The sequence below is a fragment of the Pseudomonas sp. NPDC087626 genome (assembly GCF_044743405.1).
In the GTDB taxonomy this organism is placed as follows: Bacteria; Pseudomonadota; Gammaproteobacteria; order Pseudomonadales; family Pseudomonadaceae; genus Aquipseudomonas.
The window spans coordinates 67,993-88,445 of record NZ_JBIUWJ010000025.1 but is presented as its reverse complement, the minus strand read 5'-3'; the positions used below and the strand labels follow the sequence as shown (position 1 = coordinate 88,445).

Here is a 20,453-nt window from a genome sequence, read left to right as displayed (position 1 = left end):
CCGGATCAACGGCTTCAAGGTACCGTGGATGACTTATCCCAGGCCTCTGGGTAACCTTGGCCGCAAGCCACTTCAGCCCAACCCCAACCTCCTGTAGACGAGTGTGCAATGAAATCCCCCTCTGGCTTGCTGCTGTCGGGCATCGTGCTGGACCGCACCAGCTCCATACCGCTGTACCGCCAGCTGTATTTGCAGATTCGCAAGCAGATCCTCAACGGCCGGATCCAGGGTGGTGTGCGGCTGCCGTCGACCCGCACGTTGAGCAAGGAGCTGGGGCTGTCGCGCATTACCCTGCTCAACGCGTTTGACCAACTGCTGGCCGAGGGTTTCCTGGCCTCGCGCACCGGGGCGGGCACCTACGTCGGCACCGAGTGGGAAAACCGCAGCACCAACGCCCCTGACGCCCTGCCCCAGCCGCCGCGCCTGTCTGACCTCAGTCACTCGGTATTGTCTTTACGCAGCAGCCATTTCCAGGGCATCAGCTATGCCGACTGGGCGCCCGGCAGCCCGACTTCCTTCCTGCCCAGCCACAGCGCCTACGATGCATTTCCCCAGGCTGTGTGGAAGCGCCTGATGAACCGCCACCTGCACAAACCGAGCAAGGCGATGCTCGGCTATGGCGAACTGCAAGGCGTACAGGCCCTGCGCACGGCGATCGCGCACTACGTGTTCGATGCTCGCGGGATCGACTGTTCTGCCGAGCAGGTAGTGATCGTGTCCGGGGCCCAGCAAGCGTTCAACCTGCTGGGCATGCTCCTGCTCAACCCCCAGGACCGGGTGTGGATGGAGGATCCGGGGCATATCGCCGCGCGCATCGCCCTGCAGGCCCAGGGTGGCCACGTGGTGCCCTTGCCCATCGACGACCAGGGCATCGACGTGCAGTACGGCCTGGCCAGTTGTCCCGACGCTCGCCTGGTGTTTACCACCCCCTCGCGCCAGCACCCTCTGGGGGTGACCATGAGCTACGCGCGGCGCCAGGAACTCATCGACTGGGCCGAGGAGCAGCAAAGCTGGATCATCGAAGATGACTGCGACAGTGAGTTTCGCTACCACGGCCGCCCCCTGCCCGCGCTCTATGCCATGGACCAGGGGGCACGGGTGATCTATGTCGGCACGTTCAGCAAGGTGTTGTTTCCCTCCCTGCGGCTGGGCTACGTGATTTTGCCCCAGGCCTTGATCGAGCCGTTTTGCACCCTGCGCGCGGTCATGGATCGCAGCCCGCCGACCCTGCTGCAGACAGTGACTGCCGATTTCATGGTCGAGGGCCACTTTCTCGGCCACATTCGCCGCATGCGCGCGCTGTACCAGGCCCGCCAGCAGGCGCTGGTCGAGCAATTGCAGCAACAGCTGGGGAGCTTTTTCCAGGTCACGCCCGTGGATGCCGGCATGCACCTGATCGCCTGGTTGCCCGTGCAGCTGGATGACCAGTTCATCGCCCGGGAGCTGACGTTGCGCCATATCTACACCTATGCCCTGAGCGACTACTGCATCGAGCACCGCCAGCCACCGGCGTTGCTGATCGGCTTTGCCAGCACCCCCGAGGACCAGGCGCAGCCGCGAGTCGCCGCACTCGCCCAGGCCCTGCACGACATGGGGTGCCTGCCCGCGGCAAGCTGAGGCCTGGCAAGTGGTCTTATGATTTAACCGATAATGGATCTATCGAGAGTTCCTGACTGGCGCGATAAAGGTTGCGCCGGTAGACCCGGTGTCTGAACCAGGAACCACTCGAATGAACAATAAGATCCAACAACGCTTCAGCGCCTTGCTCAGTCACAAGGCCGGCGCCGCCCAAGCGCCCGCAACACTGACCCCGGAACTGGCGCGCCAGTTGCTCGACCGCCTGGGCCAACTGCGCCTGTTTGCCCACGCCTATCCCCTGTTGACCAACCTCACCCACGGCCGTGTCACCCCCGCCGACCTCCTGGACTTTGCCTATCGCCACGAGCTGCAGGGCTTGAGCCTGCACCTGCTGGACGGTGAAGCCAACAGCCTGAGCCAGATGAGCGCCCCACAGTTGCAGGCGTTTGCAGACAAGGCCCGGGCCCTGGGCCTGGAAGTGCACCTGGAAATCAGCAGCACTCGCCAAGCCGATGTCGATCAAGTGGTCGCCATCGCCCGCGCCCTGGGCGTGCGCAACATCCGCGTGTACTCACGCTACGAAGGTTCACTGTCACAGGTCATGGACCTGATCGAAAACGACCTGCGCTACCTCGCGCAACAGGCCGATGCCCATGACCTGTACTTCGACTTCGAGCAACACGAGGAACTCAAGAGCGCCGAGATCGCCCAGTTGCTCAGCCGCCTCAACCACCCCCGACTGCATGCCCTGTTCGACTTCGGCAACATGATCAATGCCTGTGAACAGCCGCTGCAGGCCCTGCACAACCTCGCGCCGCACATTCGCCAGGTCCACCTCAAGGGCGTGCAAATCGTCCCTGAGCACAGTGGTTTTGGCCATTACGGCGTGCTGCAAGGCAGTGACGAAGACGACTTGCCCAGTGCCCGCATGCTGTTCGAGTTGCTGATGCTGGGCGAGTCCAGCCCCCAGGTGATCGCCTTCATCCTCGAGCAGGAAAACCACTACGTAGCCCCGGCGTTTCGCCAGACCAACGAGTCCGCCGACCCGTTCATTGCCTACCGGGAAATGAGTGATACGCCGTTGCCAGCGGGTTACTCGCTGGAACGCATGCTGGCCGATGAACACCGCTGGGCCAACAACCAGGTCGCTTACGTGCGCGGCCTGCTGGCCGAGTTGCGCACCCTGGCCGAATTGACCCTGGCCTCCTGCACACCCGCTTGAACCCGACGCGACACACTGACGACGCTTGGAGAATAACAATGACAACTCGTGACAAGGCCAAATGGCTCAGATTCCTGATCCTGATCCTCGGTGGCGGCACCATCTATAAACTGGCGAACCTCAAGGACGCCTTCTACATCCCCATGCAAGAATTCATGGGTTTGACCCACACTGAAATCGGCCTGCTGCTCAGCGCCAACGCGATCATTGCGACCGCGCTGTTTGTAGTCGGCGGAATGCTCGCCGACCGTTACGACACGCGCAAGCTGATTCCCCTGGGCTTGCTGGGTACCGGCGGCCTGGGCCTGTACCTCGCGACCTTCCCGCCCTTCAGCAACCTGTTGATTGTCTTCAGCCTGCTGGCGGTGTGTGCCGACTGCCTGTTCTGGCCGTCACTGCTCAAGGCCATCCGCAACCTGGGCGACGACAAGGAACAAGGACGCCTGTTCGGGCTGCTGGAAGGTGGCCGGGGCGTGGTCGATACCCTGGTGGCTTTTTCTGCGCTGGGGGTCTTCGTCGCCATGGGTTCGGGTGAAACGGGGCTGAAATCGGCGATCCTGTTCTACTCGGTGATCGACATCCTGGCCGGGACACTGACCTGGTTCCTGCTCAAGGGCGGCACCACGTCGACCACCGTGCAGGCAAAAAACGGCCTGTCGAACCTGTTGGAAGCCATCAAGGTCCCGGGGATCTGGCTGGTCAGCCTCAACGTGTTCATGGTCTATATCGTGTATTGCGGCCTGACCTACTTCATTCCCTACCTCAAGGACATGTACCAACTGCCGGTGGCGCTGGTCGGCGCCTACGGCATCATCAACCAGTACTGCCTGAAAATCCTTGGCGGACCTGCCGGTGGCTTCATTGCCGACAAGCAGTTCAAGAGCACCAGCCGCTACCTGAAATGGGCTTTCCTGGCGCTGTTGCCGTTGATGGGCGTGATCATGCTGATTCCGAAAAGCCCGAGTTACATCTACGCCGGCATGGCCGCCACCCTGTCTTTTGCGCTGATCGTGTTTTCCATGCGTGGGGTGTTCTGGGCGCCCATGGGCGAAGTCGGCATTCCCCAGCACATCACCGGCTCGGCCTTTGGCATCGGCTGCCTGATTGGTTACGCACCGGGCATGTTCGCCTACGTCATCTACGGCGCGATCCTCGACCACTTCCCGGGCGAGCAAGGCTACAACTATGTGTTCAGCCTGATGAGCCTGCTGGCCATTGTTGGCTTCCTGGTCTCCAGCCTGCTGTACCAGGCCGTGCGCAAGAACGCCCGAGCCACCGCCGGGGCTGACGTCGCGCCCGCCTGAACCTGCGGGTTACTGCTCTTCATTCACCGGCAAACATCGGCACCCGTCGCTCCAGCATGGCACGGGTGCCTTCGGCAACGTCAGCACTGACGATCCGCCATTCGTGCTCCCCTCCTTCGCGGCCCAAGGCCTGACAGATTTGTACAGCCAGGCCTTGGCGTACCGTTTCAGCGCCAGCAATGCGCAACGCGACACCCGTTAATCCCCAATCAACTTCGGATGGCGCTCAATCTGCAACTCCTGCGGAGCCAGGGCATTTGTAGCGGGTTTTTATGCGAGTGGTACGTACCATGTATTTACATACTATTTATACGAAATTCCACATTGCTGAAAACGGTGTTTATAAGATGGAATAATTGAGCGTTATCGCGCCTCATGGCTATTTTTGCCGTTAAAACCCGGCAGGATCGCTGTACCGCGCGGAAGACAGCTTCAGGAGGTGTGTGAATCGCCGATCTCGACAGTGGCTGCTGCACAAGCTCCCGACGCGGGCAGCAGGCGAATCTCCACGCGGCGGTTGGCCGCCCGTCCAGCCTCGGTCCGGTCACTGGCAAGCGGATGGTTCGCGCCGTTTCCCTGGACCGCCAGGCAACTGTCCGGGATATCGCCCAAGCGGCGCATCCAGCTACGCACGGCCGATGCCCGGGCTTGTGACAATTGCAGGTTGTGCTCGGCGCTGCCCGTGGTGTCGCTGTGCCCGGTGATCACGATCAGCCAGTCGGGCCGAGGTTTGAACACACCCAGGGCCTTGAGCAGTGAATCGTTCGCTTCGGGTTTGAGCTCAGCGCTACCGGCATCGAACAATCCGTGCAGATGCAATGGCTCCAGCCTGGGTTGTGCCGGATGGCTGTTGTTGGCCAGGTAATACCGGCCGTCACTGTCAGCCGCCAGGTGCCAGCCACTCTGCCAGGCCAACCCGCACGCAAGGAGGAGCGTGGCGACCAGGGCCAGTAGCCACGGCATGCGTCGAGTGCGACGGGTTTGCCAGCTTGTTAACGCCGGTGGCTGGGTCAGGATCACCACGGGCAAGCTGCGCGCCGGTTCCGGCAGGGGCATCCAGATCCCGTGCGGCGTCGGGCCGGGTAAATCGTTGCGCTGCAGGCGTTGCATCAGGTTATGCAGCTGCTGGCGCAGTGCCTGCAAGCTCACCAGAGGCGCCGGCACCTGGTGTTCCAGGCGTTGCGCGAGGCGCGCCAGTTGCCCATCCAGATCAACCAGTGCAGGCAAGTCTCGGGTATCGAGTACCAGACTGCGCAGCAATGGTGGCAACTGGCTGAACAGCCAGGCGAGAATATCCAGGCGGGCCGCCGCCATTGGCGGCTATAGGTTCAGCCACTGCTCTGAGAGCATCGCTAGCAGTTCGAGGCCTTGGCCCATGCCCTCCAGGCCATGGCGCTGGCTTCGGGCCAAGGCAAAGGCGGCGACGGTTTGCAGTTCCGCGCCGTTCTTTTGAAATAGCGCCAGGCACAACTGCTCGACCAGCGCCCAGTCCACATCGGGACGCGCCGGATGGTTGAGCTTGCCGAGTTCTTCGCGCAGCGCCAGGAACTCGGCAAAACCGCGCGGATCGTTGCCCACGCGCACATGCATTTCAAACAACCCGGTCATCGGAGGTCCTTATGGTTGGAGATATCACAGCAGCGACTGCTGGCGCTTCAAGTGGCGCACCAGCACCTTGCCTTCGGGGGCCAGGGTGGTGCCGAAGGTGACCCGCGCGCCTCCCTTGAGTTGCAGGTCAAGGGCATAGTCCAGATGGCCGGGCAACACTTGTGGCAACAGTTCAATGTTCAGCGCAGCCAGGCGCGGCTCGTACTTGAGCAGCGTAGCGGCCATGGTCCGTATCAGATCCTGTGCGGTGGCCGGCAGCCCCTGCAGGACCAGGCCCATGTCCGGCAGACCGTAGTCCGGCAGATGGGCCAGGGTGCCGGCGCGGCTGTTGAGGATGCGTTGCAGGTTGTCGAGTACTGACAGGGTCACCTGGTCCTCTTCGCTGACGCGCTGCAGGTCCAGTTCGCCAGTGAAGTTCTGCAGGAGTATTTCGTAGAGCGAAGGTGGGTTGGCCATGCCTCAGTCCTTCGCCAGTGGACGCAGGCTCAGCCGGTTGTCCGCCAGCTCGATGACCCGGGCTCGGTCCGGGTCCAGGTCGTCGCGACCCAGGACCAGGCGCCAGGTCGCAGCCTGTGTATCTGGCTCGCGAAATAGCGCGACCACCGCGACAAATTGCGCGTCTTTATCCAGCGCCACGCTCAATTGCGCGCCCTCCCCGGGCTTTACCACCAGAGCCTGTTCATGCAGCCGGTCGGCCTGCAGCGCGCCAGCCCCCTCGTCGACCAGGGCGGCGTAGGTCGTGCGGTCCAGCGCATCACGGCTACGCAACTGGTAGACGCGCACCAGGGTTGATGTCGCCAGCGCGTTCATTTCAGCCGCTGCGGTGTTGATCGACGCGCGAGCAGTGAAGTCCAACCGACTGCACGTCATCGCCGAAGATATCCTGGACCTGACGCCAGTCCTGGCGATAACGCACCGCCCGATCTGCCCTGTCCCCCTCGAACAGGCAGTTGTTGCCATTGGCCTGTTCCAGTGGCAGCGCCAGGAGCAGCGTGACCTGCTGGCAGGTTTCAGGCAGCAGACGGGCCAGTTCCAGGGCTGGTGGCAGACGATCGGCTTGCTGGCTATCGATCAGGGTGCCGTCAGGCATCCGTACGCACAGTTGAGTAGCCTTGAGCAGGCCCAGCTTCAGGGCCTGTGTGTCGAAAGCCACGGCTTGCACCCCCCATGGATGCACCCGCGACAAATGGGCAATGGCCTGGTTGGTGTGGGCTTCCCAGCGAGCCTGCTGCTGGAATTGCTGCGGGCACAACAGGGCTCCCGCATTCCACAGGGGGCGGTCGATATTCATCAAGATTCCCTACAAAGTGATCAGGCTTTCGCTTTCGGCATTTGCGAAACCAACGACAGGTTGACGTCCATGCCTTCCACCTGGAAATGCGGCACGGCGTACAGCTTGACGCGGAAGAACCCGGGGTTGTCCTCGATATCCTCGACTGTCACCTTCGCATCACGCAGGGGGTGCGAAGCCTGCAGGGCGTCGCCAGGGTCGGTCATTTCGGTCACGAGCCCGCCTATCCACTTGTTCAACTCCAATTCCAGCAAGCGCCGGTCTTTGGTGGTGCCAATGTTCTCGCGCTGGATCAGCTTCAGATGATGAGCAATGCGCGACAGCAGGAAGATGTACGGCAAGCGTGCATTGATCCGACTGTTGGCGGTGGCATCGGCGGTATCGTAGAGCGCCGGCTTCTGCGTCGAGTTGGCCGAGAAGAAGCAGGCGTAGTCGCGGTTCTTGTAGTACGACAGCGGAATGAAACCGAGGTTGGCGAACTCGAATTCACGGGTCTCGGGGATCATCACCTCCGATGGAATCTTCACCTGGTTACCTGTGCCCAGGTCGTACAGATGAATCGGCAGTTCGCTGACCGCCCCCCCAGACTGTGGGCCACGTATCTGCACACACCAGCCATTGGTGATGAAGCTCTTGACCATGTTGGCGGCGAAAGCAAACGCAGCGCTGGTCCACAGGTATTTGTCGTGATCCGGGCCCTTGACGCTCTCGACATAGTTGAAGCTGCGCACCGGCACGGTGTCCGGGCCATAGGGCAGACGGCCGAGTACCCGTGGCATGGTCAAGCCAATGTAGCGGGCATCGTCGCTGTCACGGAAGGCTTTCCATTTAATGTATTCGGCACGGTCGAAGTAGTTGCCGATGTCCTTGATGGCGGCCACCTGCTCCATCGACTCCTTGCCGAAGAACGCCGGGCCCACTGCACCAATGAACGGCATGTGCGCGGCAGCCGCGACCTTGGAGATATTGCGCAGAAGAGCGATGTCTTGCGGGCTGCGATCGAACTCGAAGTTGGAAATGGCCGCTGCAAACGGCTCGCCGCCCGGGGTGTCGTACTCCTGGGTGTAGGTCTGCACATAAAAACCGCTTTGCGCGACTTCGGGCGCATCGTCGAAATCCTGTACCAGGTGCTCCTTGCTGATATCCAGCAACTCGATACGTACGTTCTGACGGAAATCAGTCTGATCGACCAACGACTTCACTCCACGCCAGGTCGACTCGACTCGCTGGAAATCCGGATGGTGCATCACGGCATCCAGTTGCTGACTGATCTGCGCATCCAGCGCACCAATGTGCTCGTCGAGCAGGCTCTTATCCAGGCGCTCGACCTTCTGTGCCGACTGTTCTAGCAGTTTGAGGAACACGCTGACGGCGGCGGTCACTCGCTCGTCGGCAGAGGCCTCGGCCAATGCTTCACTGCTTTGAAAAGTTTCAATGCCGCCCAACTGCGCAACCGGGTTGAGGTTGATCTTGCTGAATAGGGCGCCATAGACGCCGCGACTTTCTTCGGTCAACACGTGTGCGCCGCGCGATTGCGCGTGGGGATGTTCTACAGGCATGGGATAAACTTCCTTTTAAAGGATCCGGGCGGAGTTAGCGATCGTCTTGCACAGCCAAGGCAGCCAGTTCGTTGCGAAGCTCATGACTTAACCCTTCATCCTTGAGTATGAGTTCGAGTTCGTAACGAAAGGTTGAGTTATCCAGCAGATTGGACTTTAGGTCGCGCAGGAGATTGCGCATCGCCAGCAGTGCACGCAGTTGCGGTATTTGCCGCGCTACCTGTTCAGGTTCAAAATCCTTGAGGTTACGTAACTTCAACTCGATAACTGTCTGCGAACCGTCTTGGGTCAAGGTGTTGGGCACTGCCATTTTCAGGTCAGGGGCGAACTCGGCGAGGACACTGTCGAAGTTGTTGCGATCAACGTTTATCTTGGTTCTTTGCGACAAGGGCCGCAGCTCCTGGCCGTTGCTGTAGTCGCCCATGACCATCAGCTTGAGCGGCAACTCGACTTTTTTCTGCGCCCCACCGGTGTGCAAGTCGAGCTTGATATTGATCCGTGCCTTGGGCACTTCGTTCTGAAAACTACTTGACGCCATACATCCTCCAGACAATAACGTAACAATCGATGTGATCTCGGCAACCGATCCACCGACCTCGTTAGGTAAATCCATTTATTCCGGCAACAAAACAAACAAAATAAACACCTGCAAGTTGTAATAGTGGATGACTGACAGAGGTATTTCCAGCCCCGAACATTAGAAAGAGAAAGTTCTTACGCATTTAAGGAAATAACCTACAACGCAAATTTTCTTGTTATGAAATCAAGTACGGCTCAATTAAAAAAACGGGAACATTGTTGCGCAAGCGCTGGATAACAGCCGCCTCGCGGTCTCCTGCATAAGCTCCAAGCCTTTATTTCTTATGGTTTTTTGCTGTTTTCCAGGATTTGCGCTCTACTTCGCTCGACAAAACCTGATCAGCCACTGTGGGGAGCCAACGTTGAACAAGGTCGATCGCTACCTCAAGGCCGGTACCCGGGAGAACACCCGGCGCAGTTACCGTGCCGCGGTGGAGCACTTCGAAGTGACCTGGGGCGGGTTCTTGCCGGCGACGGGCGACAGCATCGTGCGCTACCTGGCCGACTACGCCGATCAACTGGCGATCAGCACCTTGAAGCAACGCCTGGCCGCCCTCGCCCAATGGCACATCACCCAGGGGTTTCCCGACCCGACCAAGACGCCGACTGTACGGCAGATGATCAAGGGCATCCGCACCTTGCATCCGGCGCAGGAGAAGCAGGCGGCGCCCCTGTTGCTGCAACACCTGGAGCAGGCCATCGACTGGCTGGAACACCAGGCAACGCTGGCCGCCCAGCAGCACGACTGGCCCACCGTGCTGCGCTGTCGGCGGGATGCCGCGTTGGTGCTGATCGGATTCTGGCGGGGCTTTCGCGGCGATGAGCTGTCTCGCCTGCGGGTTGAACACACCGAGCTGCAAGCGGGGGTCGGGATCAGCTTCTACCTGCCCCACAGCAAAGGCGATCGCCAGCACCTGGGGACCCGCTTCCAGACCCCGGCCCTGAAAAAGCTCTGCCCGGTGCAGGCCTATGGCAATTGGATCACGGCCGCCGGCATTGCCTATGGGCCGGTGTTCCGGCGCCTGGACCGCTGGGGCAACCTGGCGCCGGACGGTTTGCACGCCAACAGCCTGATCCCCTTGCTGCGCCGCCTGTTTCGCCGAGCCGGGGTGCCCGCCGAGCTGTACACCAGCCACTCCCTGCGCCGCGGCTTTGCCACCTGGGCGACCGCCAATGGCTGGGATATCAAGTCCCTGATGAGCTATGTCGGCTGGAAAGACGTCAAGTCGGCGATGCGTTATGTCGACGCTTCCCACAGTTTTGGCGGGCTGGCGGAAAAACCGCTGGTGGCGGGCATCACCCCGCTTTCCCTCGAATGATCCACCGCCCCGCACGACCTGTCGTCAACCGATCTCAGCCAGCGCCTGGGCGCTTGCGCCTTCGGCCAGCAGCTTTTTCGCCCGGATGAACTGCTTGGGACTGTTGATGCAGTCCGCTGCGAGGATCCGCTCATCCTTGATGTACCAGACCACGCGCGCGCGCCCTGCGGCATCGTCCTGGACTACCACACGCTGGTAGCCACGGTTCAACCCGGCGATCTGCAACCGGCAGTCGTACTGGTCGGACCAGAACCACGGCAGCGCCGAGTAGGGTTTGCGCAGGCCGCACAGGCTGGCGGCTGCACTCCTGGCCTGCTCCGTGGCGTTGGGCACGGACTCCAGGCGTAGCGAGTAACCGAGCAGCCCATTGGGATGAAACGCACAGTCGCCCGCCGCCACGATGTTGGGGTCCGATGTGCGCGCGCAATTATCCACCAGGATTCCGTCGCCGACCGCCAGCCCCGCATCGCGGGCCAGTTCCAGGTTGGGCTGGACGCCAATGCCGATGAGCACCAGGTCGGCCGCCAACAAACAGCCATCGCTGCACAGCACTTGCTCGACCCGTCGGCCCCCGCGCAGTTCCACTGGACGGACATGGGTGCGGATGTCCACGCCTTGGGCGGCGTGCAGTCGCGCAAAGTAGGCAGAGACCTCGGCAGCCGACACCCGCTCCAGCACACGGGCGCCCTGCACAAGCAGCGTGACCTGCAGGCCCAACTGGCGCAGGGCCGCGGCAGCCTCCAGGCCAATGTAGCCGCCACCGACAATCACCACATGCCTGCCCGCTCGTGCCTGGGCACGAATGCCCAGCGCATCCGCCGCCGTGCGCAGGTAGTGCACGCCTGCCAGAGCATGGCCAGGCAGTTGCAATTTGCGCACACGCGCGCCGGTGCACAGGGCCAGCTTGTCGTAACCCAGGCGCCGACCATCGTCGAGGACGACATGCTGCTGCACCCGGTCGATCTCCCGTACCCGTGCTCCCGGCATGAGGCTGATGCCCGACTTCTCATAGGCCTCGGGACTGTAGATGGGCGCCGGCCCGGACTCGGCGCCTTGCAGCGCGGACTTCGACAAGGGGGGACGCTGGTAAGGCAACGTCGACTCCTCACCGACCAACTGAATGGGACCGGTCCAGCCTTCGCGCCGCAGGCTGATCGCCAACTGTGCACCGGCGTGGCTGGCTCCCACCACCACACAGGTTCCGTCCAGCCGGCTCATGCCGGGTACGCCAGCGCAGGCAAGCGTTGCAGCCACGGCTGTGCCTGCTCCAGTTGGGCCGCCACTTGCAGCAGCAGCGCCTCGTTGCCGAACGCCGCGATGAACTGCACCCCCAGGGGCAACCCCTGCTCGGTCCAGAACAACGGCACACTGATTGCCGGAGTTCCGGTGAGGTTGGCCAACTGGGTAAAGGGCACAAAGGCCAGGTTCTGCCGGGACAGTTCGCCCAGTTGCTTTTCCATCATGCCCAGGCGCGCCAGCACCGCCAGTGCGCCGCTGGTGAGCAACAGTTGCAGCAGGCGCTCCTCGGCGCGCGGCATCTGCACCGCCTGGTGCGTCAACGGTGGACTGGCGAGTGTCGGCGTCAGGAACAGGTCATACCGCTGATGGAATGCCCCCAAGGCACGGGCGAAGTGATTCCAGCGCCGATGGCGCCCGACATAGTCACCGGCGCTGCTGGCGTTGCCGAGGGTTTCGAGCACGCGCGTGGTCAATTCGAAGTCGCGGCTGCGGGCACCCTGCGCGCGGGCCTGGGCCAGCGTTGCCGCAACTTGACCTCCATACATCTCCAGATAACAGCGCGCCAGTTCGTGGCCGTCGTACAGCGGCCGGTCTTCGCACACCTCATGCCCCAGGGCACTGAGCAGCCGGGCGCTGTGCTGCACCGCAGCGACAGCGTCCGGATGCACTTCGGTGCCCAGCGGCGACTGGCAACTGAAAGCAATACGCAAGCGCCCGAGATCGCGCTGCATCAGCGTGCAGAACGGTTCCTGTGGCGCGGCGATCACAAAGGGCTCGCCGCAACCGGGACCGGCCAGTACATCCAGGGCCAGGGCCGAATCACGCACACTGCGCGACACCACCAGGTCACTGGACGCGCCCTCCCACACTTCACCCGTCGCCGGCCCGCAGGGTACCCGGCCGCGTGATGGACGCAGGCCGAGCAGACCACAACAGGCTGCCGGAATCCGGATCGAACCACCGCCATCATTGGCCCCGGCCATGGGCACGATACCCGCTGCGACGGCAGCGGCCGAGCCACCGCTGGAGCCGCCCGGGGTGCGCGTCAGGTCCCAAGGATTTCGGGTCAGGCCAAAAGCCCGGGAATCGGTACTGGCCTTGAGGGCCAGTTCCGGGGTGCTGGTCTTGCCGAGGATCACCGCGCCAGCGTCCAGCAGGCGCTGGACCACCGTTGAATGCTCGGTTGCCGGTGTGTGGCGCAAGCCCTGGCTACCGTTGGACGTGGGCAAGCCAGCGTAGTCCTGGATCGCATCCTTGATCAGCACCGGCACCCCTGCCAGCGGGCCGCTCAGAGGGTCTTCCAAGCGCTTGCGTGCCTGCGCCAGCATGGGCAGGTTGACGGCGTTGAGCAGCGGATTGAGGCGTTGCAACTGCCCGTCGGCAAGGTCCAGCAACTCGCCGGGACTGACGTCGCCACGCCTGACCAGCTCGGCCAGCGCAGTGGCATCGCACTGCAGGTACTCGTGCACGCTGAGGCTCATCGGGTTTCCTTAATACAGATTCTTCAGGTCGTGTTTGACCACCGCATCCACCAACAGCGTAGTGGCCTTGCCCAACAACCCCCTGCCGTTCATGTGCTCGGACAGCATCTTGGGGAACGACGGCAGGTCGCTGTCACGCAGGTGGGTTTCGCTACGCCACAACCCGGCCGCCACCAGTTCGGGGCACGGCACGAAGCGCCAGCGCTCGACCTCCAGCACAATCGCCACCACCGGCACCTTGCCGTTGATTGCCAGCGGCGCCAGCAGCGACTGGTCGGCGCTCAACCAGGATTTACCGGTGACCGACAACTGGCTGCCGCCACCGGGAATGATGAACGACACGGTCACTGTGGGCGCCGACAGGATGTTGATCAGCGTACAGGCCACCTTGTTGCCGGGCCGCTCGGGGATCAACAGGGTCCGGTCGTCCAGCGCCAGGACAAAGCCGTCGGGATCGCCACGGGGGGAAATTTCCGTGGCGCCCGCGGCGTTGCGCGTCAGCATCAACAGGTAGGGCGAGGCTGCGATGAACCCCAGGGCCTCAGCGGACAGTTGCCCGCCCCCCTCGGCCTCGCACAACGGCAGCGCTGGTGCGCGCGGAGTCCAGAACTGCGCCCGCACCTTGGCCCGCGAACAATGCAGGAACAACGCATCGGCCCGGAACGCCAGGACGCGGGCACCGCCAGTGCCGCGCACCACGCAACGACCATTGGCGCGCAAGGCAAATCCGATGCCGGGCATGGTGAAGTACAGACTGCACCCCAGGCCCTGCTCCAGCGCTGCCGGCACGCTCCGCTCGGCAGGCCAGGCCAGGTCGATGGACTCGCCTTCGGCGCGCAGCACCGGGATGTCACGCAGGTTGAAGAAGGCAATATCCAGGCTCGGATCGCTGAACCCCACGGCACACACGGATGAGTGCTGGATGATCGTCAGGCAGTAATCGTCGATCTGCGATTGCAGGCGCTTTTTCATCATTGCCGGCGGTTCTGCAATCAGTTTGCGCAGGCTTTTAACCGAGTCGATCGAGTGGGCGGGCATCGGCAACTTCCTTGAGGTCGCATGGGATATGGCAACGATCCTAGGCCGTTGCCATACCCACAACCATGGCGCCCGGGATCAACTCCATGGCGTTGGGTTGCAATCTCGCACCCAGGTCCCGCTCGCTGGAAAAGTTGACACCGAACGCCCGACGAATGAATCACCACGCCATGCCTGTGTCCCGCGGTGCTTCCTAGAATCGCTGACCCTTTGCCCGCCACAGGATCCAGCCGTGACCTTACGTGACCTTAGCGACATCGAGGCCTTCGAGCGCACGCCCTTGCTCGACGCCGACCTACCCCCCAGTACCTACCAGATGCTCCTGCGTAGCGCAGACTTGCACGCCGATCGCCCCGCGCTGTCATTTTTTGCCGACATGCAGCACCTGCGCTCGCCCCGCACCTGGACCTACCGCCAGTTGCTGGCGCAGATCCACCGAGTGGCCAACGCCTTGCACAGTCGCGGCTACGGTGCGCACGACGTGCTGGCCTACGTGTTGCCGAACCTGCCCCAGACCCACTTCGTACTCTGGGGTGGCGAAGCCAATGGCATCGTTCTGGCGGTCAATCCTCAGCTCAGTGCCGAAGCCATCAGCCAGTTGCTACAGGCGGCGAACGCCAAGGTGGTGGTGACCCTGGCGCCCGCGCCCGGCACTGAACTGGGGCACAAGGTCGCGCAGGCCGTGGCGCTGACGCGCGGAGTCGAGTTGCTGGTCAGGGTCGCGCTGGACGAGACCGCAGCGCCCACAACCGCCCCGCCGGCGCTGCGCAACGCCATGGGGCAGACGGTCGAAGTGACGAGCTTTGAGGACTTTGTCCAAGGGCATAACGAAGAGCGACTGAACAGCCTGCGCGCCTTCGATTCGCACGCAGTGTCCTCGTACTTTTGCACGGGAGGCACCACTGGCTTGCCGAAAATCGCCGTGCGCGAACACCTCAATGAAGTATTCGACGCCTACGCCATGATGCGCATGCTCGGCGATGCCATCGGCCCGGGCAAAACCCTGTTCTGCGGCTTGCCGTTGTTTCACGCCAACGGCCAGTTGGTGACCGGCCTGGCGCCGTGGTCGGTAGGTGCGCACGTGGTGCTAGGGACCCCTGAGGGTTATCGCGGCGCCGGCGTGCTCGCGGGGTTCTGGGAGATCGTCGAGCACTACCGGATCAATTTTTTCAGTGGCGTGCCGACTATCTACTCGGCGTTGCTGCAACAACCCTGCAGCGGGCGAGACATCAGCTCGCTGCAGCTGGCCATGTGTGGCGCGGCACCCATGCCGGTGGAGCTGTTCCGGCGCTTCGAATCCGCCACCGGGATCCGCATCCTCGAAGGTTATGGCCTGACCGAAGGGGCATGCGCCAGCAGCCTCAACCCACCCGCCGGCGAGTCTCGCATCGGTTCCATCGGCCTGCGCTTGCCTTACCAGCAGATGGCGGTGCTGCAACTGGACGCAGCGGGCAACTACCAGCGCCATTGCCTGCCGGGCGAGGTCGGGGTGATTGCCATCAGTGGCCCCAACGTTTTTCGCGGTTATCTGCAGGCCGAGCACAACCAGGGCGTCTGGCTGACCCTGGGGGACGGGCAGCACTGGTTCAATACCGGTGACCTGGGACGCCAGGACGCAGAGGGCTACTTCTGGCTGACCGGGCGCAAAAAGGAGTTGATCATCCGCGGTGGGCACAACATCGACCCGCAGGTGATCGAGGAACCCTTGTATCGCCACCCCGACGTCGAGATGGCCGCCGCCGTCGGCCGCCCGGACCTGCATGCCGGTGAACTGCCGGTGGCCTACGTCAAGCTGCGCGCGGGCAGCACGGTGACCAGCGCACAACTGCTCGAGTACCTGGCACAGGTCATCGCCGAGCCCGCGGCAATGCCCAAGCGCCTGCAACTGCTCGATGACATGCCACTGACCGCCATCGGCAAACTGTTCAAGCCAACCCTGGTGATGGGTGAAATCGCCGATGTACTACAGGCCACCGCGCTGGCCCAAGGTGTGTCGCTCAACGCCGTGGATGTGCGCCAGCACCCCGTGCACGGCTACCTGGCGACCCTTGCCCTGGAGCAGCACAGTCCGGCATTCGAACAACTGCTGCGACGCTTCGCGTTTGCCTGTGAAATCGCCCGGGGCTGACCCCAGGCGCTCCCCTACCCCCATTGCAAGGAGCTGCAAGATGCCCAGAATCCAGGTCACCGAATTGAACGGCGAAGTCCAGTGGATTGACGCCGACGAGGGGGTCACCCTGATGGAGGCGCTGAAACACGCCGGTTGTGACGAGATCGAGGCCATCTGCGGTGGCGCCTGTTCCTGCTCGACCTGCCACGTCTATGTCCTTGCAGGCGGTTTTGCCGCCTTGGGTGGGCGTAACGAGGGCGAACAATTGCTGGTAGAGGAATCCGTGCACTACCAGGACAACTCGCGGCTGTCGTGCCAGGTGGTGCTGACGGCGGCCATGGACAACCTGCATGTTGCGGTAGCGCCCATGGAGGGATAGTGCGCCATGGTGGCTTTGTGCTTGAGCCTCGCGTTACATTGCCTGTCGAACCCCCTCAGCAGAGTGTCTCGACAGATGCCCAAAGCCACCAGTGTTTCGGCCGTTGCAGTCCTGGACCTGCATGACCTGCTGCTGGCGCTGGAACTGGTCACCCCGGCGCAGATGGCCAGCGCCGGGCTCGATCGGCAAACGCTGATCGACAGCCGCCCCAGCGCCCTGCCGATCCAGGAGCAGCGCCTCGACGAGGGCTGCTTGCTGGCCCTGTGGCAGATGGCAACCCGCGACCTGCCCATGCCGGAGATTGGCCTGGTGGTCGGGCAAACCTTCAACCCGGCCACCCAGGGCGTGTTGGCCAGTTGGCTGTTCCAGTGCACCCGACTGGGTGAGGCCTTGCAGATCTTCCAGACCCACATTGCCCTGATGAATCCCTCGGAGAGCTGGACCTGCAGCGAAACCCACGAACATCTGCTGCTGGAGTTCTCCTTCGCCCCCGGCAAGCCTTACCCGCAAGCCGCAACCGAACGCAGCATGAGCGCGTTGCTCAGGTGGAGCCAGGAAATGACCGGCGAACCCCTGGTCCCCAGCGCCTGCGAATTCAGCTACCCGCGCCCGGCCTACCATGAGCACTACTCGCCGATCTTCGGCCATCAGTTGCAGTTCGATGCCCCGCGCAACTGCCTGTACCTGCCCCGCGCGATTCTGCAGACCCCGATCCGCAGTGCCAACAGCTACCTCAAGCAGATTCTCGAGGAGCGGGCGCTGCACACCTTCGGCCAACTCGCCACCCGCGATCCGCTGCTGGACAAGGTGCGCCAGTTGATCCAGGCCAACCTGCAGCACGGGGTGGGCATCGAGCAGGTGTGCAGCGCGCTGCATGTCAGCCGCCCGACCCTGTATCGCCGCCTCAAGCAGCACGGCACCAGCTTCACCGAGTTGGTGGGCGCGGTACGCAAGGACCTCGCTTACCGCCAGATTCAGCAGGGTTTGCCGGTGGCAGTGGTCAGTGACGGCCTGGGCTTCAAGGATGTCAGCACCTTCCATCGCGCCTTCAAGCGCTGGTTCAATCGCTCGCCAGGAGAATGTCGCCCGCACGCCGGTTCAAGAAGCCTGGGTCTGCCCCGCCAGCAGGACTTCGAAGAACGATGAAATCAGCCGGCTGGAGCGTCGCTCCGCCAGGCAATAGAGGTAGGTCTCGGTGTACAGCGGGTCGCCTTCCAGGCGGATCGCGCGGATCCGTGGGTCGGCAATGAACTCGGCTTCGGACACCGCCCCCAGGCCAATTCCGCGGACCACGGCTTCGCGCAGGGCTTCACGGCTGCCGATCTCCATGGCGATTCGCGGCACCACGCCCGCGGCCAGCAGCGCCGCGTCGAGGACCGCGCGGGTGGTGGAACCGGGCTCGCGTTGCAGCAGCGCCTGGCCCTCCAGTTCTTCGAGACGCACCGAGCCGCGAGCAGCCAGGGTATGGGCATGGTGGGCGAACAGGATGATCGCGTGGCGCGCGTAATGCACGGCACACAGCGCCGGATCGTCGTGCCGCCCGGCCAGCACCGCGATGTCGGTCACGTAGCGTTCGAGATCGGCCAGGACCTCTGCCGAGTTGCCGACCCGGATCGACACATCGATCCGGGGATGACGCTGCAGATAGTGGTCGACCATCTCGATCACATGAAACGGCCCCACCGCCCCCAACCGCAACTCGCCGCTGTCGAGCCGGCCGGAATCGCGCAGCAGGTTGTGCGCGTCCAGGTCCAGGGCCGCCATCGCCTGGGCGATCGGCAGCAGTTGCCGGCCGACATCCGACAACTCGATGCGCCGCCCACGGCGGTGAAACAGCTCCAGGTTGTATTGCCGTTCCATAGTTTGCACCTGGGTGGTCAGGGTCGGCTGGCTGAGGCCGATCGCCCGTGCCCCGGCACTGAAACTGCCGTGGCGGGCCACGGCGAGGAACGCTCGCATCTTTGCGCTGGACATCCATAGACTCCATCAATAGTTAACTGCCTGAAGCCATATTGAATTGATCGAATGACTGTCACGTGACACTTCTAGCCTGAGGCAACTCCAAACCACTCCCTGGATTGCCATGAAACCTCTTCGCTCATTCCTGCGTGTTGCCAGCATCGCCCTCGCCCTGACCGCCGCCGGCCTGGCCAGCGCCAAAGACCAACTGACCATTGGCCTGATCCCGTCCGAAGACTCGCAGGCGATGATCGAAGCCAGCAAACAGGTGCTCGATACCCTGCAAACCCGGTTGGGCATGCCGGTGGTGCCCTTTGTCGCGACCGACTACAACGGCATCATCGAAGCGCTGCGCGCCGGCAAGCTCGACGTCGCGTACCTGGGGCCATTCTCCTACGTCCTCGCCACCTCGGTGGCCGAGGTCGAAGCCTTCGCGGTCGCCGTCACCCGCAAAACCGGGCAAAGCGCTTACAAGAGCGTGATTGTCGCGCGCAAGGACAGCGGCATCCGCGAGCTGGCCGACCTCAAGGGCCGTACCTTCGCCTTTGTCGACCCCAGCTCGGCGTCCGGCCACCTGTTCCCCAAGGCCGGCCTGGAGCAAGCCGGGTTCGTCCCGGCGCAGCTGTTTTCCCGGGTGATTTTCTCCGGCTCCCACGATGCCAGCATCCTCGCCGTGGAAAACCACAAGGTGGATGCCGCTGCGGTAGCCGACCGGATTTTTGCCAGCGCGGTGAGCAAGGGCCTGGTCAAGCAGGACGAATTCCAGGTGGTCTGGAGTTCGCGGCCGATTCCCGAGTCGCCGATGGTCTGGCGCAAGGACCTGGACCCGGCCCTGCAACAGAAGGTCGCCAGTGCCCTGGCCTCGATCAAGGATGTGCCGTGGGGTGACCAGGGCGTGCTCGACGGCTTCCAGCCCACCAGCGACGCCGCCTACGACGTGGTTCGCGACACCGCCAAGGTGCTCGATCTGGATTTGCGGAGCATGAAATGATCAGCATCCGCCAATTGACCAAGCACTACGGGAGCAACCCGGTGCTGCGCGGTATCGACCTGGACGTCGGCCAAGGCGAGTTCGTGGTGATCCTGGGGCAATCCGGCGCCGGCAAATCGACCTTGCTGCGCTGCATCAACCGCCTGGTCCAGGCCGACTCCGGCACCCTGCAGGTGGCCGGCATCGATGCCCGCTCCTGCCGCGATCCACGGACGCTGCGCCGCCAGGTGGCGATGATCTTCCAGCACCACAACGTGGTACCGCGCCTGAGCGTGCTGAAGAATGTCCTGACCGGGCGCCTGGGCGCCGTGTCCACCTTCAGCTCGGTGCTGCAGCTGTTTCGCCGGGCGGATGTTGCCCTTGCCAGGCAATGCCTGCAACGGGTGGAGCTGGAGCACAAGGCCGGCGAGCGCACCGACGCCCTCTCCGGCGGGCAGATGCAACGGGTCGGCATCGCCCGCGCCCTGGCCCAGTGTCCCCAGGTGATCCTGGCGGACGAACCGGTGGCCAGCCTCGACCCCAAGACCGCACGCCTGGTGTTGCAGTACCTGCGCGATGCATCGCGGGAACTGGGGATCACCGTGCTGTGCAACCTGCACCAGGTCGACTACGCCCGTGAGTTTGGCGACCGGATTGTTGGCCTGGCCCACGGCCGCCTGGTGTTCGACGGCCACCCGGCGAGCATGGGCGAGGCTGACCTGCAACGCATCTACCCTGGCCAGGAACCAGCACCTGAAGTGCCACCGACGACCAGCGCGCTGGCGCTGGTGCCGTGCAGCGAACCGAGGGCTTGAGC

20 protein-coding genes and 1 pseudogene are annotated in these 20,453 nt (G+C 63.1%); 9 read left to right on the top strand and 12 right to left on the bottom strand.

The window, feature by feature from the left end; genetic code table 11:
- Window positions 1–108 precede the first annotated feature (108 nt).
- From ACIOVD_RS20060 to ACIOVD_RS20050, 3 genes are all read left to right on the top strand, one after another.
- Window positions 109–1,617, top strand: coding sequence for a PLP-dependent aminotransferase family protein (locus tag ACIOVD_RS20060; RefSeq protein WP_401129829.1), 1,509 nt, complete (start codon window positions 109–111; stop codon window positions 1,615–1,617).
- A gap of 112 nt (window positions 1,618–1,729) precedes the next feature.
- Window positions 1,730–2,800, top strand: coding sequence for a sugar phosphate isomerase/epimerase (locus ACIOVD_RS20055; RefSeq protein ID WP_159995958.1), 1,071 nt, complete (start codon window positions 1,730–1,732; stop codon window positions 2,798–2,800).
- 38 nt (window positions 2,801–2,838) lie between these two features.
- A complete protein-coding gene (locus ACIOVD_RS20050; protein ID WP_095170286.1) occupies window positions 2,839–4,104 on the top strand; it encodes an MFS transporter in 1,266 nt (421 codons plus the stop codon).
- A gap of 19 nt (window positions 4,105–4,123) precedes the next feature.
- On the opposite strand, the gene ACIOVD_RS20045 is transcribed toward ACIOVD_RS20050, so the two are convergent.
- The 8 genes and pseudogenes from ACIOVD_RS20045 to tssB form a co-directional block, all read right to left on the bottom strand.
- Complete coding sequence (locus ACIOVD_RS20045; RefSeq protein WP_401129826.1) at window positions 4,124–4,291, bottom strand: hypothetical protein; 168 nt, start codon at window positions 4,289–4,291, stop codon at window positions 4,124–4,126.
- 245 nt (window positions 4,292–4,536) lie between these two features.
- Window positions 4,537–5,418 (bottom strand): OmpA family protein, encoded by an 882-nt coding sequence (locus ACIOVD_RS20040; protein ID WP_401129824.1) that lies wholly within the window; start codon window positions 5,416–5,418, stop codon window positions 4,537–4,539.
- Between the two features lie 6 nt (window positions 5,419–5,424).
- Entirely contained in the window at window positions 5,425–5,712 is a 288-nt protein-coding gene (locus ACIOVD_RS20035) for a type VI secretion system ImpA family N-terminal domain-containing protein (RefSeq protein WP_401129822.1), read from the bottom strand.
- A gap of 24 nt (window positions 5,713–5,736) precedes the next feature.
- The gene (tssE, locus tag ACIOVD_RS20030) at window positions 5,737–6,168 is read right to left on the bottom strand and encodes a type VI secretion system baseplate subunit TssE (protein WP_401129820.1); all 432 of its coding nucleotides are present in this window, start codon (window positions 6,166–6,168) and stop codon (window positions 5,737–5,739) included.
- Between the two features lie 3 nt (window positions 6,169–6,171).
- Entirely contained in the window at window positions 6,172–6,672 is a 501-nt protein-coding gene (tssJ, locus tag ACIOVD_RS20025; RefSeq protein WP_401129817.1) for a type VI secretion system lipoprotein TssJ, read from the bottom strand.
- Window positions 6,560–7,003: pseudogene (gene tssK / locus ACIOVD_RS20020) on the bottom strand (type VI secretion system baseplate subunit TssK); the annotation flags it as partial. The pseudogene tssK and the gene tssJ, both read right to left, overlap by 113 nt.
- Window positions 7,004–7,023: 20 nt before the next feature.
- Window positions 7,024–8,562: a type VI secretion system contractile sheath large subunit gene (gene tssC / locus ACIOVD_RS20015; RefSeq protein WP_401129815.1), complete on the bottom strand. Its 1,539-nt coding sequence runs from the start codon at window positions 8,560–8,562 to the stop codon at window positions 7,024–7,026.
- A 34-nt stretch (window positions 8,563–8,596) separates the two neighbouring features.
- Complete coding sequence (tssB, locus tag ACIOVD_RS20010) at window positions 8,597–9,100, bottom strand: type VI secretion system contractile sheath small subunit (RefSeq protein ID WP_401129813.1); 504 nt, start codon at window positions 9,098–9,100, stop codon at window positions 8,597–8,599.
- A gap of 403 nt (window positions 9,101–9,503) precedes the next feature.
- Between tssB and ACIOVD_RS20005 the strand changes: the two genes are divergently transcribed.
- Window positions 9,504–10,460 (top strand): site-specific integrase, encoded by a 957-nt coding sequence (locus tag ACIOVD_RS20005; RefSeq protein WP_401129811.1) that lies wholly within the window; start codon window positions 9,504–9,506, stop codon window positions 10,458–10,460.
- 24 nt (window positions 10,461–10,484) lie between these two features.
- On the opposite strand, the gene ACIOVD_RS20000 is transcribed toward ACIOVD_RS20005, so the two are convergent.
- The 3 genes from ACIOVD_RS20000 to ACIOVD_RS19990 are packed head-to-tail and all read right to left on the bottom strand — an operon-like array spanning window position 10,485 to window position 14,218.
- Window positions 10,485–11,714: an NAD(P)/FAD-dependent oxidoreductase gene (locus ACIOVD_RS20000; protein ID WP_401129809.1), complete on the bottom strand. Its 1,230-nt coding sequence runs from the start codon at window positions 11,712–11,714 to the stop codon at window positions 10,485–10,487.
- A complete protein-coding gene (locus ACIOVD_RS19995) occupies window positions 11,675–13,180 on the bottom strand; it encodes an amidase (RefSeq protein WP_401129807.1) in 1,506 nt (501 codons plus the stop codon). Before ACIOVD_RS19995 ends, ACIOVD_RS20000 begins: the two co-directional genes overlap by 40 nt.
- Window positions 13,181–13,189: 9 nt before the next feature.
- Complete coding sequence (locus ACIOVD_RS19990; RefSeq protein WP_401129805.1) at window positions 13,190–14,218, bottom strand: hypothetical protein; 1,029 nt, start codon at window positions 14,216–14,218, stop codon at window positions 13,190–13,192.
- Between the two features lie 232 nt (window positions 14,219–14,450).
- Here ACIOVD_RS19990 and ACIOVD_RS19985 point away from each other — a divergent pair, with 232 nt between their 5' ends.
- The 3 genes from ACIOVD_RS19985 to ACIOVD_RS19975 all read left to right on the top strand — a co-directional run bounded on the left by ACIOVD_RS19985 (window position 14,451) and on the right by ACIOVD_RS19975 (window position 17,853).
- Window positions 14,451–16,346: an acyl-CoA synthetase gene (locus tag ACIOVD_RS19985; RefSeq protein WP_401129803.1), complete on the top strand. Its 1,896-nt coding sequence runs from the start codon at window positions 14,451–14,453 to the stop codon at window positions 16,344–16,346.
- 40 nt (window positions 16,347–16,386) lie between these two features.
- Window positions 16,387–16,707, top strand: coding sequence for a 2Fe-2S iron-sulfur cluster-binding protein (locus tag ACIOVD_RS19980; RefSeq protein ID WP_401129801.1), 321 nt, complete (start codon window positions 16,387–16,389; stop codon window positions 16,705–16,707).
- A 75-nt stretch (window positions 16,708–16,782) separates the two neighbouring features.
- Window positions 16,783–17,853: an AraC family transcriptional regulator ligand-binding domain-containing protein gene (locus ACIOVD_RS19975; RefSeq protein WP_401129799.1), complete on the top strand. Its 1,071-nt coding sequence runs from the start codon at window positions 16,783–16,785 to the stop codon at window positions 17,851–17,853.
- Here the strand turns inward: ACIOVD_RS19975 and ACIOVD_RS19970 are convergent.
- Window positions 17,806–18,681, bottom strand: coding sequence for a LysR substrate-binding domain-containing protein (locus ACIOVD_RS19970; protein WP_401129797.1), 876 nt, complete (start codon window positions 18,679–18,681; stop codon window positions 17,806–17,808). The genes ACIOVD_RS19975 and ACIOVD_RS19970 overlap by 48 nt on opposite strands.
- A gap of 109 nt (window positions 18,682–18,790) precedes the next feature.
- On the opposite strand from ACIOVD_RS19970, the gene ACIOVD_RS19965 reads away from it, so the two are divergent.
- Both ACIOVD_RS19965 and phnC read left to right on the top strand, forming a co-directional pair.
- Complete coding sequence (locus ACIOVD_RS19965) at window positions 18,791–19,657, top strand: phosphate/phosphite/phosphonate ABC transporter substrate-binding protein (protein ID WP_159995948.1); 867 nt, start codon at window positions 18,791–18,793, stop codon at window positions 19,655–19,657.
- Complete coding sequence (phnC, locus tag ACIOVD_RS19960) at window positions 19,654–20,451, top strand: phosphonate ABC transporter ATP-binding protein (RefSeq protein WP_095170282.1); 798 nt, start codon at window positions 19,654–19,656, stop codon at window positions 20,449–20,451. The genes ACIOVD_RS19965 and phnC overlap by 4 nt, the downstream gene beginning before the upstream one ends.
- Window positions 20,452–20,453: the final 2 nt, after the last annotated feature.